General features: G+C 71.4%; 18 protein-coding genes. 10 read left to right on the top strand and 8 right to left on the bottom strand.

Annotated elements, in window-relative coordinates:
* Positions 1 to 3: 3 nt before the first annotated feature.
* Positions 4 to 1,131 (bottom strand): fatty acid desaturase family protein, encoded by a 1,128-nt coding sequence (locus C7S10_RS14235; protein ID WP_108345099.1) that lies wholly within the window; start codon positions 1,129 to 1,131, stop codon positions 4 to 6.
* Positions 1,132 to 1,142: 11 nt separating this feature from the next.
* Positions 1,143 to 2,234 carry a ferredoxin reductase gene (locus C7S10_RS14230; RefSeq protein ID WP_108345098.1) on the bottom strand — a complete coding sequence of 364 codons (1,092 nt, stop codon included), beginning with the start codon at positions 2,232 to 2,234 and terminating at the stop codon, positions 1,143 to 1,145.
* 141 nt (positions 2,235 to 2,375) lie between these two features.
* Between C7S10_RS14230 and C7S10_RS14225 the strand changes: the two genes are divergently transcribed.
* The gene (locus C7S10_RS14225; protein ID WP_243395384.1) at positions 2,376 to 3,008 is read left to right on the top strand and encodes a TetR family transcriptional regulator; all 633 of its coding nucleotides are present in this window, start codon (positions 2,376 to 2,378) and stop codon (positions 3,006 to 3,008) included.
* Positions 3,009 to 3,031: 23 nt separating this feature from the next.
* Entirely contained in the window at positions 3,032 to 3,559 is a 528-nt protein-coding gene (locus C7S10_RS14220) for a nitroreductase family deazaflavin-dependent oxidoreductase (RefSeq protein WP_108345096.1), read from the top strand.
* Positions 3,560 to 3,562: 3 nt separating this feature from the next.
* On the opposite strand, the gene C7S10_RS14215 is transcribed toward C7S10_RS14220, so the two are convergent.
* Both C7S10_RS14215 and C7S10_RS14210 read right to left on the bottom strand, forming a co-directional pair.
* On the bottom strand, positions 3,563 to 4,261 hold the full coding sequence (locus C7S10_RS14215; protein WP_108345095.1) for an SDR family oxidoreductase: 699 nt from the start codon (positions 4,259 to 4,261) through the stop codon (positions 3,563 to 3,565).
* Positions 4,258 to 5,226, bottom strand: a complete 969-nt coding sequence (locus C7S10_RS14210; protein ID WP_108345094.1) for a zinc-binding dehydrogenase — start codon at positions 5,224 to 5,226, stop codon at positions 4,258 to 4,260. Before C7S10_RS14210 ends, C7S10_RS14215 begins: the two co-directional genes overlap by 4 nt.
* 50 nt (positions 5,227 to 5,276) lie before the next feature.
* On the opposite strand from C7S10_RS14210, the gene C7S10_RS14205 reads away from it, so the two are divergent.
* Positions 5,277 to 6,317, top strand: a complete 1,041-nt coding sequence (locus C7S10_RS14205; RefSeq protein ID WP_108345093.1) for a cupin-like domain-containing protein — start codon at positions 5,277 to 5,279, stop codon at positions 6,315 to 6,317.
* Positions 6,318 to 6,324: 7 nt separating this feature from the next.
* On the opposite strand, the gene C7S10_RS14200 is transcribed toward C7S10_RS14205, so the two are convergent.
* Both C7S10_RS14200 and C7S10_RS14195 read right to left on the bottom strand, forming a co-directional pair.
* The gene (locus tag C7S10_RS14200; protein ID WP_108345092.1) at positions 6,325 to 7,503 is read right to left on the bottom strand and encodes an NAD(P)-dependent malic enzyme; all 1,179 of its coding nucleotides are present in this window, start codon (positions 7,501 to 7,503) and stop codon (positions 6,325 to 6,327) included.
* Positions 7,504 to 7,556: 53 nt separating this feature from the next.
* Positions 7,557 to 7,907 carry a S24 family peptidase gene (locus C7S10_RS14195; RefSeq protein ID WP_279303170.1) on the bottom strand — a complete coding sequence of 117 codons (351 nt, stop codon included), beginning with the start codon at positions 7,905 to 7,907 and terminating at the stop codon, positions 7,557 to 7,559.
* 52 nt (positions 7,908 to 7,959) lie between these two features.
* Between C7S10_RS14195 and sodN the strand changes: the two genes are divergently transcribed.
* From sodN to C7S10_RS14180, 3 genes are all read left to right on the top strand, one after another.
* Entirely contained in the window at positions 7,960 to 8,361 is a 402-nt protein-coding gene (sodN, locus tag C7S10_RS14190; protein WP_108345090.1) for a superoxide dismutase, Ni, read from the top strand.
* Between the two features lie 252 nt (positions 8,362 to 8,613).
* A complete protein-coding gene (locus tag C7S10_RS14185) occupies positions 8,614 to 9,063 on the top strand; it encodes an ATP-binding protein (RefSeq protein WP_108345292.1) in 450 nt (149 codons plus the stop codon).
* Position 9,064: 1 nt separating this feature from the next.
* A complete protein-coding gene (locus tag C7S10_RS14180; protein WP_108345089.1) occupies positions 9,065 to 9,904 on the top strand; it encodes an RNA polymerase sigma factor SigF in 840 nt (279 codons plus the stop codon).
* Positions 9,905 to 9,921: 17 nt separating this feature from the next.
* Here C7S10_RS14180 and C7S10_RS14175 read toward each other — a convergent pair whose 3' ends face one another.
* The gene (locus C7S10_RS14175; RefSeq protein WP_108345088.1) at positions 9,922 to 10,311 is read right to left on the bottom strand and encodes a hypothetical protein; all 390 of its coding nucleotides are present in this window, start codon (positions 10,309 to 10,311) and stop codon (positions 9,922 to 9,924) included.
* A 219-nt stretch (positions 10,312 to 10,530) separates the two neighbouring features.
* Between C7S10_RS14175 and C7S10_RS14170 the strand changes: the two genes are divergently transcribed.
* The gene (locus tag C7S10_RS14170) at positions 10,531 to 10,782 is read left to right on the top strand and encodes a WhiB family transcriptional regulator (protein ID WP_010832364.1); all 252 of its coding nucleotides are present in this window, start codon (positions 10,531 to 10,533) and stop codon (positions 10,780 to 10,782) included.
* A gap of 16 nt (positions 10,783 to 10,798) precedes the next feature.
* Here the strand turns inward: C7S10_RS14170 and C7S10_RS14165 are convergent, their stop codons facing one another.
* Positions 10,799 to 12,280 carry a sensor histidine kinase gene (locus tag C7S10_RS14165; protein ID WP_108345291.1) on the bottom strand — a complete coding sequence of 494 codons (1,482 nt, stop codon included), beginning with the start codon at positions 12,278 to 12,280 and terminating at the stop codon, positions 10,799 to 10,801.
* Positions 12,281 to 12,355: 75 nt separating this feature from the next.
* Between C7S10_RS14165 and C7S10_RS14160 the strand changes: the two genes are divergently transcribed.
* The 3 genes from C7S10_RS14160 to C7S10_RS14150 are packed head-to-tail and all read left to right on the top strand — an operon-like array spanning position 12,356 to position 15,379.
* Entirely contained in the window at positions 12,356 to 13,204 is an 849-nt protein-coding gene (locus C7S10_RS14160; protein ID WP_108345290.1) for a DUF2785 domain-containing protein, read from the top strand.
* A gap of 31 nt (positions 13,205 to 13,235) precedes the next feature.
* Positions 13,236 to 14,900: an acetolactate synthase gene (locus C7S10_RS14155; protein WP_108345289.1), complete on the top strand. Its 1,665-nt coding sequence runs from the start codon at positions 13,236 to 13,238 to the stop codon at positions 14,898 to 14,900.
* Positions 14,900 to 15,379 carry a GNAT family N-acetyltransferase gene (locus C7S10_RS14150; RefSeq protein WP_108345087.1) on the top strand — a complete coding sequence of 160 codons (480 nt, stop codon included), beginning with the start codon at positions 14,900 to 14,902 and terminating at the stop codon, positions 15,377 to 15,379. The genes C7S10_RS14155 and C7S10_RS14150 overlap by 1 nt, the downstream gene beginning before the upstream one ends.

The following is a 15,379-nucleotide window of genomic DNA, read 5'->3' as shown; positions in this document are numbered from 1 at the left end:
GTCTCACGCGGCGACCGGCGTCTCGGCAACCGGGGCCGGCTCCGGGGACGTGGTGCGGTTGGGCAGCGCCAGCCGCACGATCTTCCGGGCGACGCTGAACAGCTGCGTCGACAGCGACCCGGTGTTGTAGGCGAGGTCGTAGCGTTCGCAGATCTCGCGCACCTCGACGGCGATCTCGGGGTAGCGCCGCGCCGGGATGTCCGGGAAGAGGTGGTGCTCGATCTGGTGGCTCAGGTTGCCGCTCATGATGTGGAAGAGCTTGCTGCCGGTGATGTTGGCCGAGCCGAGCAGCTGGCGGTAGTACCAGTGCCCGCGCGACTCCTCACGGCCGTTGGGACCCTCGACGTCGAGGCACTCCTCCTCGGTGAAGGTCGCCACGCCGGCCGGGAAGTGGCCGCAGAAGATGATGTTGAAGGCCCACACGTTGCGGATCAGGTTGGCGGTCGCGTTGCCGGCGAGGGTGAGCGGGAACAGCGGTCCGGTGAGGGCCGGGAACAGCAGGTAGTCCTTGAGGGCCTGGCGGCGGACCTTGCGCATGATGCCCGCGTGCAGGGCCTTGTTCTCCTCGAGCTTGCGCTTGCCGGCGACGATGTTCTCGACCTCGAGGTCGTGCATCGCGACGCCCCACTCGAAGAAGACCATCAGCAGGAACGCGTAGAGCGGGTTGCCGAGGTAGTAGGGGTGCCACTTCTGGTCCTCGTCCATGCGCAGGATGCCGTACCCGATGTCGCGGTCCTTGCCGAGCACGTTGGTGAAGGTGTGGTGGATGTAGTTGTGGCTGTACTTCCACTGCTCGCCGGGGCACACGTTGTCCCAGTCGTAGATGCGCGAGTTGAGCTTGGGGTCGCCCATCCAGTCGTACTGCCCGTGCATGACGTTGTGGCCGATCTCCATGTTCTCCAGGATCTTGGAGACCGACAGCGCGGCGACGGCCAGCGGCCACAGCGGCGGCAGGTAGAACATGGCGCGTCCCGCGACCTCGAACTGCTGCTGCTTCTTGACGATGCCTCGGATGTACGCCGCGTCGTCCTCGCCGAGGTCGGCGATGACGCGCTGGCGGATGACGTCGAACTCACGACCGAGCTCGTCGAGCTGCTCGCGGGTCAGGGTGGTGCCGGTGACGGTGCTCATGCGGCTTCCTTTCACAGGTCCACGGAGCAGTCGCCCACGGGCGCGCTCACGCAGATGCGGATGTCTTGGTCGGGCAGGGAGGACTCCTCGCCCGTCAGGATGTTGCGGACGGTGCCGTCGGTCTTGCGCGAGGTGCAGGAGAAGCAGATGCCCATGCGGCAGCCGAACTCCGGCTCCAGTCCCAGTGCCTCGGCCTGCTCGAGGAGCGAGGCGCCGGTGTTGGCGGCGGACTCCCCCGAGCGGGTGAAGCTGACGTCGCCCTCGGCGGTGCCGGTCGCGGTCGACGGCTGCTTGAAGAACTCGACCCGTAGGCGATCGGAGTCGCCGTACGCCTCCCGCACCAGGTCCACGAGCCCGCTCGGCCCGCAGACCCAGGTGTCGGTGTCCCGGAACTGCGGCACCAGCCGGCGCAGCTCGAACTCGCTGAACCGCGCCTCCCCGTGGCGCAGGTGCACGTCGACGTGGTTGTCGGCGGCCGCGATCTCGGCGAGCTCGTCGGCGTAGATCTGGTCCTCCGGGCCGCGCGCGAAGTGCAGGAACGTGACCTTGCGGTTGGCGCGGCCGTCGTAGCCGTCGCGCAGCAGCGTGCGCACGATCGACATGGCCGGGGTGATGCCGGACCCGCCGGTGATGAACACGAGGCGGTTGTTGGTCGGGGTGGCCGCGCTCTCGTGCAGGGTGAAGTCGCCGTCGGCCTGACTGAGGTGGAGCATCTGGCCGGGGCGCGCCTCGTGGACCAGGAACTTGCTGACCTGGCCCTCCTCGTGGGCGCGGACGGTGAGGGTGATCTGCTCGCCGGGCAGCGAGGCGGCCGAGGAGATGGAGAAGCAGCGGGTGAGGCGTCGGGCCGAGCCGGGCAGCTCGACGCCGACCTGGACGTACTGCCCGGCGCGGTGGCCGCGCCACGTGCTCGTGGGCTGCAGCGTCAGGGTGGCGACGCAGGCGCCGGCCGTCTCGGTCTCGCGGCGTACGGCGACGACACGTGCTCGCACGTCGTGCGCCGCCCACATCGGGTTGACCTGCTCGAGATAGTGGTCGACGCCGTGCGGCGATGCGAGGGCCGCGGCGACGCGGGACCTCAGGAGGTTCGTGACCAGGGACATCCGGATCACCTTCCCTTTCAGTGAACGCTTGTTCACTCAAAGCCTGCCCCGAGTCGCCGCCGACGGTCAAGCGCGACCCGCCGTGATCCGCACCACGCGTGCACACCTGTCCACCGAACGGTCTCGTCTACGATCGCGGACGTGGCTGGAGGGACGAGCGAGGTGACGCGGACCCGGGTGGAGCGCAAGGAGCAGACGCGGCGCGCCATCCTGGACGCCGCCCTGCGCCTGACCGCCGACACCAGCCTGGTGGCGATCTCGCTGCGCCAGGTCGCCAAGGAGGTCGGCATCGTGCCGACGGCCTTCTACCGGCACTTCGACTCCGTCGAGTCCCTCGGCCTCGCGCTGGTGGACGAGAGCTTCGAGTCGCTGCGCGGGCTGCTGCGCGAGGTGTGGCTGAGGTCCCCGCAGTTCCGTGACTACATCGACGGCTCGCTGCCGGTCCTCGCCGACCACGTGCGCAGCCACCGCTCCCACTACACGTTCGTCGTCCGGGAGCGGACCGCCGGTCCCCCGCTGGTGCGAGCGGCCATCCGTCGCGAGATCGAGCTGATCACCCGCGAGCTCGCGACCGATGTCGCCCGGGTGCCGGGCAGCGACGCGTTCTCCACCGACCACCTCAACCTGCTGGCCGACCTGATCGTGTCGTTCGTCGTCACCACGGCCGAGCGCTTCATCGAGGAGCCCGACGCCGAGGCGCGGATCATGGCGGAGGCGCGCACCCAGCTGCGGATGTTGATGGTCGGCGCGCTCAACTGGCGTTCGCCGCGCTGAGCGCGCGTGGGACGATCGCCGGCATGGGACTCGCCGCAGATCTCGGATATCGCCACCGTCCGGGCAACGCCCTCCAGCGCCGCGTCGCGGCGTTCGCCTCCAGCCGCCCGGGGGCATGGCTGTTCGCGCGGACGCTGCGCCACATCGACTCGGTCGTGCTCCGCCTGTCGCGCGGCCGGCACAGCGCGCCCAACCTGCTGGCCGGGCTGCCGGTGCTCGACCTGACGACCACCGGGCGCAAGTCCGGCCAGCCCCGCACCAGCCACCTCATCTCGGTGCCGATCGACGACGACCTGGCCCTGCTGGGCACCAACTTCGGGCAGCCCTCGACGCCGGCCTGGGTGTTCAACCTCGAGGCCGACCCGCGCGCGAGCGTGAGCTATCGCGGCCGCTCGGTCAAGGTCCTGGCGCGGTCGGCGACCGCGGACGAGCGTGCTCGCGTGATCGCCCGCTCGGCGGGCATCTACGGCGGCTACCAGAAGTACCTCAAGCGGATCTCCGGGCGTGAGGTGCGGATCTTCGTGCTCGAGTCGGTTGGCCGGTCCGACTAGCCCTCAGGTGCCGGGCCTCGGCACCACCGGTCGGACGGTCACGTCGGGGATCGTCGCGTCGGCTGGCAGGTCGAGCACGTGCAGGATCGTCGAGACCACGGTCTCGGCACTGATCCAGCGCGAGGCGTCGTACGTCCGTCCTTCCTGCTCGTGGACCTTCTCCTGCATCGGGGTGGCGGTCCTGCTGGGGTAGACGGTGCTGACCCGGACGCCGTGCTCGACCTCCTCGGCACGCAGCGCGTCGGCGAGGGCGCGCAGGCCGAACTTGGACGCGGCGTACGCCGACCAGTCGGCGCTCGCCGACAGGCCGGCCGACGAGTTCACGAACACCACGACCCCGCGGCCCTCCCGCAGGTGCGGCAGCAGCTCGCGGGTGAGCACGGCCGGCGAGGTCAGGTTGACGGCGAGCTGCTCCTCCCAGTCGTGCAGTCGCAGCCGCGACACCGGCGCGAGCTCGACCACCCCGGCCACGTGGAGCAGGGAGTCGACAGAGCCGTCGACCTCGCGACCGAGGCCGTTGAGGGTGCCCGGGTCGGCGAGGTCGGCGACCAGGACCTGCGCGTGCGGGAAGTCGGCCCGCAGGGACTCGGCGCTCGCGTCGCTGCGGGCGAGGAGCACGAGCCGGTCGCCGCGGTCGGCCAGCACGCGGGCGAGGGCGGCGCCGATGCCCGACGTCGCCCCCGTCAGGACGTGCGTGCTCACCGGGTCAGCACGATCTTGCCGAACACCTCGCCCTGGGCCATGGCCGCGAACCCGTCGCGCGCCTGCTCCATCGGGAGCACGCTGTCCACGAGCGGGCGGGTGCCGGTGGCGTCGAGCATGGTGACGAGGGAGGCGAGCTCGCTGCGCGTGCCCATGGTGGAGCCGACGACCTGCAGCTGGAGGAAGAAGATGCGGGTGAGCTCGGCGTCGTCGAGCTGGGGCCCGCTGGTCGTGCCGCTGATGACGATCTTGCCGCCGGGGCGCAGGGACCGGATCGAGTGGGACCAGGTCGCGCGGCCGACCGTCTCCATCACCGCGTCCACCTTGACCGGCAGCCGGGCACCGGACTCGAAGACGTCGTGCGCGCCGATCTCGAGCGCGCGGGCCCGCTTGGCCTCGTCGCGGCTCGTGGCCAGCACCTTGAGACCGCCGGCGCGGGCGAGCGTGATCAGGGCGGTCGCAACACCCCCGCCGGCGCCCTGGACGAGGACCGTGTCGCCCGCCTTCAGCCCGCCCTGTGTGAACAGCATCCGGTAGGCGGTGAGCCAGGCGGTCGGCAGGCACGCCGCCTCCTCGAAGCTCAGCGAGGCCGGCTTGGGGACCACGTTGGCGCGAGGCACGGCCACCCGGTCGGCGAAGGTGCCCTGGTGGCGCTCGGAGAGCAGGGACCGCTTCGGGTCGAAGGTCTCGTCGCCGTGCCAGGCCGGGTCGCTGATGACGGCGTGCACCACGACCTCGTTGCCGTCCTCGTCCAGTCCGGCCGCGTCGCAGCCCAGGATCATCGGCAGCGACTCCTGCTTGAGGCCGACCCCGCGCAGCGACCAGAGGTCGTGGTGGTTCAGGCTCGCCGCCTTCACGGTCACGGTCGTCCAGCCGTCGGGGACCGTCGGGTCGGGCCGTTCGCCGACCACGAGGCCGGACAACGGGTCGTCGGAGGAGAAGGACTCGGCGTACACAGCGAACATGTCACCGACCCTAGCGAGTGCCGACACAACCGCCCGTAGGATCCGTGGCCATGGACAGCGACACGCAGACCGTGGCGACTGACTCGCCCTACCTCCGCTCCGACGAGTTCCGGCGCTGGCTCGCCTACACGCTGCTCGGCGGGTTCGACCCGGCTGCCCTGGCCCACGAGGTCGTGCGGCAGACCGGCGAGCCGCTGCACCTGGTCGAGGCGGAGATCGCGCTGGCGCAGGCCAGCCCCTACCTCCAGGGGGCGGCGCCGATCCGCGAGCGGCTGACCAAGACGAGGTGGGTGCTCCACAACCGCGCTCGTCTCGCCGCGCTGGTCCCCGACGCCCTGACCGTGCCGGTGCTGGACCGACCTGATCCCGACGACGTGCTGCGCCACCACTACGCCGCCCACCGGCCCGCCGTGCTCCGCGGCCTCGTCGACGACTGGGCGGCCCGGAGCAGCTGGACGCTCGACGGGATCGCCGAGCGGCTCGGCGACACCCCGGTGCGGGTGCAGTGGAACCGCGAGAGCATCCCCGACTACGAGGTGCAGTCACCGTCGCTGCGCACGTCGCGGCCCTTCTCCGAGATCGCCGAGCGGCTCCGCAACCCCGAGCCGACCAACGACTTCTACGTCACCGCCAACAACGCGGAGGACAACCGCGAGGCGTTCGAGCCGCTGCGCGAGGACGTCGGCGAGATCCCGGGCATCCTCGCCCCCGGCTCGCCGCGCGACGGCTTCATCTGGATCGGGCCGCGCGGCACGGTGACGCCCTGGCACCACGACCTGACCAACAACCTGCTGCTGCAGCTGCAGGGCCGCAAGCGGGTCCGCCTCGTCGCCAGCCACGACACGCCCCTGATGCGCAACAGCCAGCACTGCTACAGCGACTGGACCACCGCCGACCTGCCCGCCGGACCGGCGCACGACGACCGACCCGCGGTCCACGAGGTGACCATCGGCCCCGGTGAGGCGCTGTTCATCCCCGTCGGCTGGTGGCACCACGTCGAGGGCCTCGACCAGACCATCGGCATGTCGTTCACCGGCTTCGTCTGGGACAACGACTTCTACTCCGGCTACACGACCTTCGGCGAGCTCTGAGCGGTCCTCAGCGGCGCGCGACCCCGTCACGGCGGGCGGCGGCGGCCACGGCCTCGCGTACGGCGCCGGGCACCCGTGGGTCGAACGGCGACGGGATCACGAGGTCCTCGGACAGGTCGTCACCGACGAGGTCGGCGAGAGCGGTCGCGGCCGCGAGCTTCATGTTCTCGGTGATCGCGGTCGCGTGGACGTCGAAGGCCCCGCGGAAGATCCCCGGGAACGCCAGCACGTTGTTGATCTGGTTGGGGAAGTCGGAGCGGCCGGTGGCGACGACGCGGGCGTACTTGTGCGCCACGTCGGGGTGGACCTCGGGCGTCGGGTTGGCCATCGCGAAGATGATCGCGTCGGGAGCCATCGTCGCGACGATCTCCTCGGGCACGGTGCCCCCGGAGACCCCGAGGTAGACGTCGGCGCCGTCCATCGCCTCGGCCAGCGTGCCGGTGCGCCCCGTGCGGTCGGCCGTCAGCTCGGCGAGCTCCTTCTTGACCGGGGTCAGGTCGGTGCGGTCGGAGCTCACGACGCCCCGGCGGTCGGTGACCGCGATGTCGACGATCCCGGCGCCGATGAGGATCTTGGCGATCGCGACACCGGCCGCGCCCGCCCCGGAGATGACCACGCGGGTCTCCCCCGGGTCGCGACCGGTGAGGCGCAGGGCGTTGACGAGGGCGGCGAGCGCGACCACGGCGGTGCCGTGCTGGTCGTCGTGGAAGACGGGGATGTCGAGGCTGGCCTTGAGCCGCTCCTCGATCTCGAAGCAGCGGGGGGCCGAGATGTCCTCGAGGTTGATGCCGCCGAAGCTGGGGGCGAGCCGCTCGACCGTCTCGATGATCTCCTCGACGTCGGTGGTCGCCAGGCAGATCGGCACCGCATCGACGCCGCCGAACTGCTTGAACAGCACGGCCTTGCCCTCCATCACCGGCATGGCCGCGGCCGGGCCGATGTCGCCGAGGCCGAGGACCGCCGTGCCGTCGGTGACGACGGCCACGACGTTGGGAACCCACGTGTAGTGCTGGGTCATGCCCGGGTCGGCGGCGATGGCCTCGCAGACGCGGGCGACGCCGGGCGTGTAGGCCAGTGACAGCTCGTCGCGACCGGTCAGCTCGACCGTCGAGACCGTCTCCATCTTCCCGCCGAGGTGCAGGTCGAAGACGGGGTCACCGGCGTGGGGGTGGGGCTCCGGATCCATGTCCGTGATCCTTCCACAGACGGATCACCCGTCCGGGGGTGTCCCACGCGGGCTCAGATCCGGCGTGGGGAGGGCCACAGTCGCAGCCGGACGACGCCCAGCACCGACCCGTCCTCGACGGGACCGCGGTGGCGCGAGTCGACGCCCTCGTCGGGGTTGTCGCTGAGCAGCCACCAGCCCGGTCCGCCGGTGCGCAGCGTTCGGCGCTCGACGGCGCGCTTCACGGCCACCGTGCCGTCCGCGAACCGCGCGAGCACCACCGCGTCGGCGGCCGGCGCAGCGGCGTACGACACGAGCAACCGGTCGCCGTCGCGCAGCGTGGGCTCCATCGAACGCCCGTGGACCAGGGCCATCCCGTAGCGGGCACCCCTGCGGGTGGAACCCCGATCGGCCGACCTCTTCACGCGGAGTAGTGTCGCAGCGAACGTGAGATCTCACCTACCTGAGAGGACTGCGATGTTCCACCAGCTCTTCGCACCCACCATCGACGTGTCGGCGCACTGCGACCTGCCGTGCGGCGTCTACGACCCGGCCCAGGCGCGCATCGAGGCGGAGTCGATCAAGGCCATCATCGCCAAGGTCGCCGACAACGACGACCCCGACTTCCGCACCCGCGCGATCCTGATCAAGGAGCAGCGCTCCGAGCTGGTCAAGCACCACCTGTGGGTGCTGTGGACCGACTACTTCAAGCCCCCGCACTTCGAGAAGTACCCCCAGCTCCACACGCTCGTGAACGAGGCCACCAAGCTGGCCGGCGCGAGCGGCACCAAGGGCGAGCTCGACGCCGGCAAGGCCGACGAGCTGCTCGCCAAGATCGACGAGATCGCGGAGATCTTCTGGGAGACCAAGAAGGCGTGAGCCAGAGCGGCGGAGCCGCCTGGCTCACGCCTTCTGGTCTCGAGGACGCGCTGAGCGAAGCGAAGCGCGGACGTACGCAGGCCTGAACTTCGTTCAGCCCTTCTTGAGCGATCGAGACAAGGAGGGCCTGGGCTTCGACCAGTACCTCCTGCTCGATCGGGGCCGGTTCCTCCACCGAGGGACCGGCCCCGGTTAGTGTGTGGCGCACACCGCCACCACGTGGACGCCCACTTCGAGAACGGGACGCAGACTGTGAGTGCCCCCACCAGCGACGCGAGCGCGACGCGCGACCTCGCGCGCGCCGACGTCGAGCTCCGGCTGCCCTCCAGCGGCGCCTACGCCTCCGTGCTCCGCACGACCACGGCCGCCCTGGCGGCCCGGCTCGACTTCACCATCGACGACATCGAGGACCTGCGCATCGCGGTCGGCGAGGCCGGCGCACTGGTGCTGCCCGCGGCCGACCCCGACGCCGACATCACGGCGCGCTTCCACCTCGGCGATCGCACCATGACAATCGAGGTCTCGACCGAGGCGATCGACGATCCGGAGCCGGACCTCGAGAGCTTCGCCTGGCAGGTGCTCGACACCCTCGCCGACGATGCCTCGGTCGACTCGGGGGGCGGCACCTTCAGGGTCAGGTTCACCATGACCTCGCAGTTGGCCGGCGAGGCCCCTGCGCAGTCGGCAGGTGCAGAGCTCTGAGATGACTCAGGACGCGACGGGGGACGGCGCGGCGATGGGCGGCACGGAGGCCGCCGACGACGCGCCAGTGGAGCTCACCAAGATCGAGATCACGCGCCAGCGCAGCGCGGCGTTCTTCGCGACCTTCCGTGACGAGGAGGCGTCGCAGGCCGAGCGGACGACCGCGCGCGAGGACCTGGTGCGGCTGCACCTTCCTCTCGTCGAGCACTGCGCCCGACGCTTCCGCAACCGCGGCGAGCCGCACGAGGACCTCGTGCAGGTCGGCACCATCGGCCTCATCAAGGCCGTCGACCGGTTCGAGACCGACCGCGGCGTCGAGTTCTCGACGTACGCCACCCCCACCATCATCGGCGAGATCAAGCGCTACTTCCGCGACAAGGGCTGGGCCATCCGCGTCCCGCGCCGGTTGCAGGAGCTGCGGATGCAGATCACCTCCGCGACCGCGGAGCTGACCCAGAAGCTCGGCCGCTCCCCCACGCCGCGCGAGCTCGCCGAGGCGATCGGATGCAGCGTCGAGGAGATCATCGAGGGGATGGAGTCGAGCAACGCCTACTCCACGCTCAGCCTCGACACCAGCGACAGCTCCGACGACGGACCGCCCAGCCTCCTCGACTCGCTCGGCGTCGACGACCACAACCTCGAGCACGTCGAGATCCGGGAGTCGATCAAGCCGCTGCTGGAAGGGCTCGGACCGCGGGAGAAGCGGATCCTGCTGCTCCGCTTCTTCAAGAACATGACGCAGTCGCAGATCGCCGAGGAGATCGGGGTCTCGCAGATGCACGTCTCCCGGCTGCTCACCAAGACGCTCGCCCAGCTGCGGGCCTCGCTCGAGCAGGACTGAGCGACCGACCGGACGGCTCAGGCGTCCTGGCGGTTGATGGCCTCGATCGTCTGCGGGTGCAGCATCCCGGCGATCACGACCAGCGCCACGATGCCGAGCGCGACCGAGATGATCGTCGTCTCGCCGCCGCGCAGGTTCCACGCGAGCCCGAGCGCGATCAGCTGGGCGAGCAGGATCGGTCCGCGCGCCCACGTGTGGCCGTGGGTGATCAGCCAGCCGCAGGCCACGAGGAGCGCGCCGAAGGCGGCGAAGAACAGGCTCGTGGTCAGCCCCATCGTGAGCCGCCCGCCGGTGAGGCTGGCGATCTCGAGGACCGCGAGCGCCAGCAGGAGCAGCCCCTCGACGGCCGTCACGGCGGCTGCGGTCACCAGGGGGGCCGGGGCGCCGGCGGGTCGTTCGTCGCTCACGGGCACACCCTAGGTGCCCGGCACCAACGGGCGTCCTTCGACAGGTGTAGTGACTTTGTGACGGAAGTGACCCTGACAGGTCTTGTTTATCGATCCACTTCTTGCCAGTGTGGTCCATGCGCTCGTGAACGGCTTCACATCGCCGTGCCCAGAAGACGACGCCCGGGCTCCGCTGACTGCCCGCACACAGCTTGTCGATGAAAGAGGACCCCCCACCCCATGGATTGGCGTTCGCGCTCTGCCTGCCTCGACGAGGACCCGGAGCTGTTCTTCCCGATCGGCAACACCGGTCCGGCCATCCTCCAGATCGAGGAGGCCAAGCAGGTGTGCCGACGATGCGAGGTGCGCGAGCAGTGCCTGGCGTGGGCGCTCGAGGCCGGTCAGGACCACGGCGTCTGGGGTGGCCTCAGCGAGGACGAGCGTCGTTCGCTGAAGCGTCGCAACGCGCGCGCCCGCGTGCGCACCGCCTGATCGTCTCGCCAGCGGACTAGTCCAGGGGTACGTCGACCTGGACCCGCGCCCCGGTCCCCTCCGTCGCGGCGCCGACCTCGATGATCCCGCCGAGCTCCGACTCGACGAGCGTGCGCACGATCGAGAGGCCGAGGCTGGTCGCGGTGTCGGCGTCGAACCCGTCGGCCAGCCCGACCCCGTCGTCCTGCACCGAGACGTGCAGCCGGCCCACGAGCCGGCGGACGCTGACCAGGATCCGCCCCTCGCCGTCGTCCTGACCGGCCAGTCCCGGGTAGCCGTGCTCGACCGCGTTCTGCAGGATCTCGGTGAGCACCATCGCCAGGGCCGTGGCGGTCTCCGAGGGCAGCACGCCGAAGGTCCCGTCCCGCAGCACCCGGACCCGCCCGCCGACGGCGCCGACATCGGTCACCATCCGGCCGAGCCGGTCCGCGACCTCGTCGAACTCGACGTTCTCCTCGACCGCCTGGCTCAGCGTCTCGTGCACGATCGCGATGGAGCCCACGCGGCGCACCGCCTCCTCCAGCGCCGCCCGTGCCTCGGGCTGCCCGATGCGGCGTGCCTGGAGGCGCAGCAGGGCGGCGACGGTCTGGAGGTTGTTCTTCACCCGGTGGTGGATCTCGCGGATGGTGGCGTCCTTCGTCACCAGCTCGCGGTCGCGCCTGCGCAGGTCGGTGACGTCGCGCAGCAGGATCACGGCGCCGATCCGCTCCCCCAGCGGTCGCAGCGGGATGCTGCGCACGATCAGGGCGACGTCATCGGTGGCGATCTCGGTGTCCCGATCGGCGCGCCCGCCCAGCACCGCGCTCAGCGTCTCCTCGTCGGGCCGGCGTCGCGGCGGCACCAGGTCGCGCGTCAGGTCGGCGAGGACGAGGCCGGCGAGGTCGCCGTACAACCCGAGGCGGCGATAGACCGACAACGCGTTGGGGCTGGCGTACTCCACCGCTCCGGCCGCGTCGAGGCGCAGGAAGCCGTCCCCCACGCGCGGGGAGTCGGCGTGGTCGCTGCGCTGTCCGGCCGCGGGGAGCCAGCCGCCCGCGATCATCTGGGTCATCTCGGCGGCGGTCTGGAGGTAGGACAGCTCGAGCCGGCTCGGGGTGCGCACGCCGAGGAGGTTGGTGTTGCGGGCCACCACCGCGATCGTCCGGCCGGCCCGGCGCACGGGGATCGCCTCGACGCGCACCGGCACGTGGTCGCGCCACTCGGGATCGCCCTCGCGGACCAGCCGGGCGTGCTGGTGGGCCTCGTCGAGCATCCGTCGCCGCCCGACCGGCACGAAGGTGCCGACGACGTCGTCGGTCAGGGACGTGGGCCCGGTGGTGGGCCGCATCTGGCCCCCCGCCCAGAAGCCGCGCCCCTCCCGGTCGGGGAGCCACATCACGAGGTCGGCGAAGGAGAGGTCGGCGATGATCTGCCAGTCGGCCATCAGCAGGTGCAGCCACGCCACGTCGTCCTCGTCGAGCTCGGTGTGCGCTCGGACGAGCTCGATGAGGGACGGCACGGACCACAGCATATGGAGCGCCGGGCGATGGTCCCCCGGTTCGCCCGACGCACGATCGGCTGGCAGGATGACGCCATGGCCACCGGGTACTGGCAAGACGTCCTCTCCAAGGGCCTCGCAGTCCCCGAGGACCGACCCCTCGACGACCTGACGGCCGAGCTCACCACGATGCTCGGCTCGCCCGATCCCGAGCAGCGCGACGGCACCGCCTATCCCGCGCTCTCCACGTGGATCGACCGTGGGGTGTACGACGACCTGCTGGCCGGCCTCGGCGACGGGATGGCCGCCGGGCTGACCGTCGGGCTCGGCGAGGTCGGCACCGACTCGGTCTTCCGCCGCAGCTTCTCCGTGCTCGCGCTGGCCGAGTGCCTGGCGCGCGACAACGAGAAGCTGCTGCTCCCGAGCGCGCGCGTCTTCGACTGGGGCGACCGGGTCGCGTCGTGGTACCTCCGCGAGCGGGACGTGCGCGGGTTCGTGCCGGGCAAGGGCTGGGCGCACGCCATCGCCCACGGCGCCGACGCGATCGGGGTGCTGGCCCAGTCGCCCTACTTCGCGACCAACGAGCTGACCGTCTTCCTCGACGTGCTGGCCGACCGGCTGCTCGACCTCGACTCCGGGCTCCTCCTGGCCGGCGAGCCCGACCGGATGGCGGCGGCGACGATGCAGATCCTGCGGCGCAACGTCGTCAGCCTCAAGGTCCTCGAGCCCTGGATCCACCGCATCGCCGCGGGCGCCAACCCGTTCGGCAGCAGCGGCGAGCACGACCCGTTCGAGCGGGCGGGCAACCCCCAGGCCTACCTCAGGGCGCTGCACGTGCAGCTGACCCTGGCCAGCAACCCGCCCCAGGTCCGCCCCGACCTGATCCTGGTGCTCGTCGAGGCGCTCAAGGCCACCAACTTCCCGTTCCTCGCTCCACCCGACTGAGCCGGTCGGCGCCATGCTCTACCGTGCGGGCATGAGCGAGAGCAACGAGATCACGGGTCACAGCGGAGAGCTCGCCGTCTCCGTCGCGCGGGCCCACGGCGTCGAGACGATGTTCACGCTGTCGGGCGCCCACGTCTTCCCGATGTACGACGGAGCGGTCAAGGCCGAGCCGCCGATGCGCCTCCTCGACGTCCGCCACGAGCAGACCGCGGCGTTCGCCGCCGAGGCCACGGGCAAGCTGACCCGCATTCCCGGGCTGGCCGTGCTCACCGCCGGCCCCGGGGTGACCAACGGGATCTCCGCGATCGCGCAGGCGCAGTTCGCGGGTTCGCCGATGGTCGTCGTCGGCGGTCGCGCCCCCGCCAACCGCTGGGGCAGCGGCGCGCTCCAGGAGATCGACCACCTGCCGATCGTCTCGCCGGTCGCCAAGCAGGCGCGCACCCTCCACACCGCCGCCGACGTGGCCGCCGGGTTCGACGACGCGTTCACCGTGGCGCGGTCCTCGCACCGCGGTCCGGTGTACGTCGACATCCCGATGGACGAGTTCTTCAACTCCGGCTCCGGGCCGGCCTCGACCGGCGCCGCGGCGGCCGTGCTCGAGCCCGACGGCGACGACCTCGCCCGGGTGGCGGCCCTGCTCGCCGACGCCCACCACCCGCTGCTGATCCTCGGCACCGACGTCTGGGCCGACCACGCCGAGGACGCCGCGCTGCGCCTCGTCGAGGCGTTGGGCATCCCGACGCTGACCAACGGGATGGGTCGCGGCCTGCTGCCGGGCGGGCACCCGCTGCTGGTCACCAAGGCCCGCGGTGCCGCGATCAACGGCGCCGACCTCGTCGTCGTGGTCGGCACGCCGCTCGACTTCCGCCTCGGCTACGGCGTCTTCGGCGGTCCCGACAAGAACCCCGACGGCGCCTTCGCGAAGGTCGTGCACGTCGCCGACTCCCCCGGCCAGCTCTCGTCCCACGCCGAGCTCGCGGCCTCGGTCGCCGGCGACCTGACCAGCGTGTTCGACGCGCTGGTGGTCGCCGTCCAGGGCAAGACGCGCGACTGGTCGTCGTGGTCGACCGAGCTGGCCGACGTCGTGAGGGCCGCCGTCGCGCGCGACAACGAGCTGCTCACGGCCGAGGCCGACCCGATCCACCCCGCGCGCATCTACGGCGAGCTGGTCCCCCGCCTCGCCGACGACGCGGTCGTGATCGGCGACGGCGGAGACTTCGTCAGCTTCGCCGGCAAGTTCGTCGAGCCCAAGCGGCCCGGCGGCTGGCTCGACCCCGGTCCCTACGGCTGCCTCGGCGCCGGCCTCGGCGCGGCGATCGCCGCCCGGATCGCCCGCCCGAGCGCGCAGGTGGCCCTGCTCCTCGGTGACGGTGCCGCCGGCTTCTCGCTGATGGACGTCGACACGCTGGTCCGCCACGAGCTCCCGGTCGTGATGGTGATGGGCAACAACTCCGCGTGGGGCCTGGAGAAGGGCCCGATGCAGATGCTCTACGGCTACGACGTCGCGGCCGACCTCGCCCAGCAGACCCGCTACGACGAGGTCGTGAAGGCGCTCGGCGGTGCCGGCGAGAAGATCACCGACCCGACGCAGATCGGCCCGGCGCTCGACCGGGCGTTCGACTCGGGCGTGCCCTACCTCGTCAACATCATCACCGACGTCGACGCGGCCTACCCGCGCAGCACGTTCGGCATCTGATGGAGCTGCGCCTCGCCGAGCCCGACGAGCTCGACGCCGTCGGCGACCTCACGGTCGCGGCCTACGTCCAGTTCACGACGGGGCCCAACGACTCGTACGTCGCCAAGCTGCGCGACGCCGCGACCCGCGCCGCGCAGGCCGAGCTGTGGGTGGCGGTCGAGGACGGCCGGCTGATGGGCACCGTGACCTCGTGCCCGCCCGGATCGGCCTGGCACGAGATCGCCACCGACCACGAGGGCGAGTTCCGGATGCTCGCCGTCCACCCCGACGCCCGCGGCCGCGGTGTCGGTACGGCGCTCGCCACCCTCTGTGAGGACCGCGCCCGCGAGCACGGGGCGAGCGCCATGGTGCTCTCGACGCTGCGGGAGATGACCGGCGCGCACCGGATCTACGAGCGGCTCGGCTACGAGCGGGTGCCCGAGCGCGACTGGTCGCCCCTGCCGGGCGTGCAGCTGATCGCCTTCGCCAAGCAGCTCTGA

Origin of the sequence: Nocardioides currus (genome assembly GCF_003057875.1) — a bacterium.
Lineage (GTDB): Bacteria > Actinomycetota > Actinomycetes > Propionibacteriales > Nocardioidaceae > Nocardioides > Nocardioides currus.
This window is presented reverse-complemented; position numbering and strand designations above follow the sequence as displayed.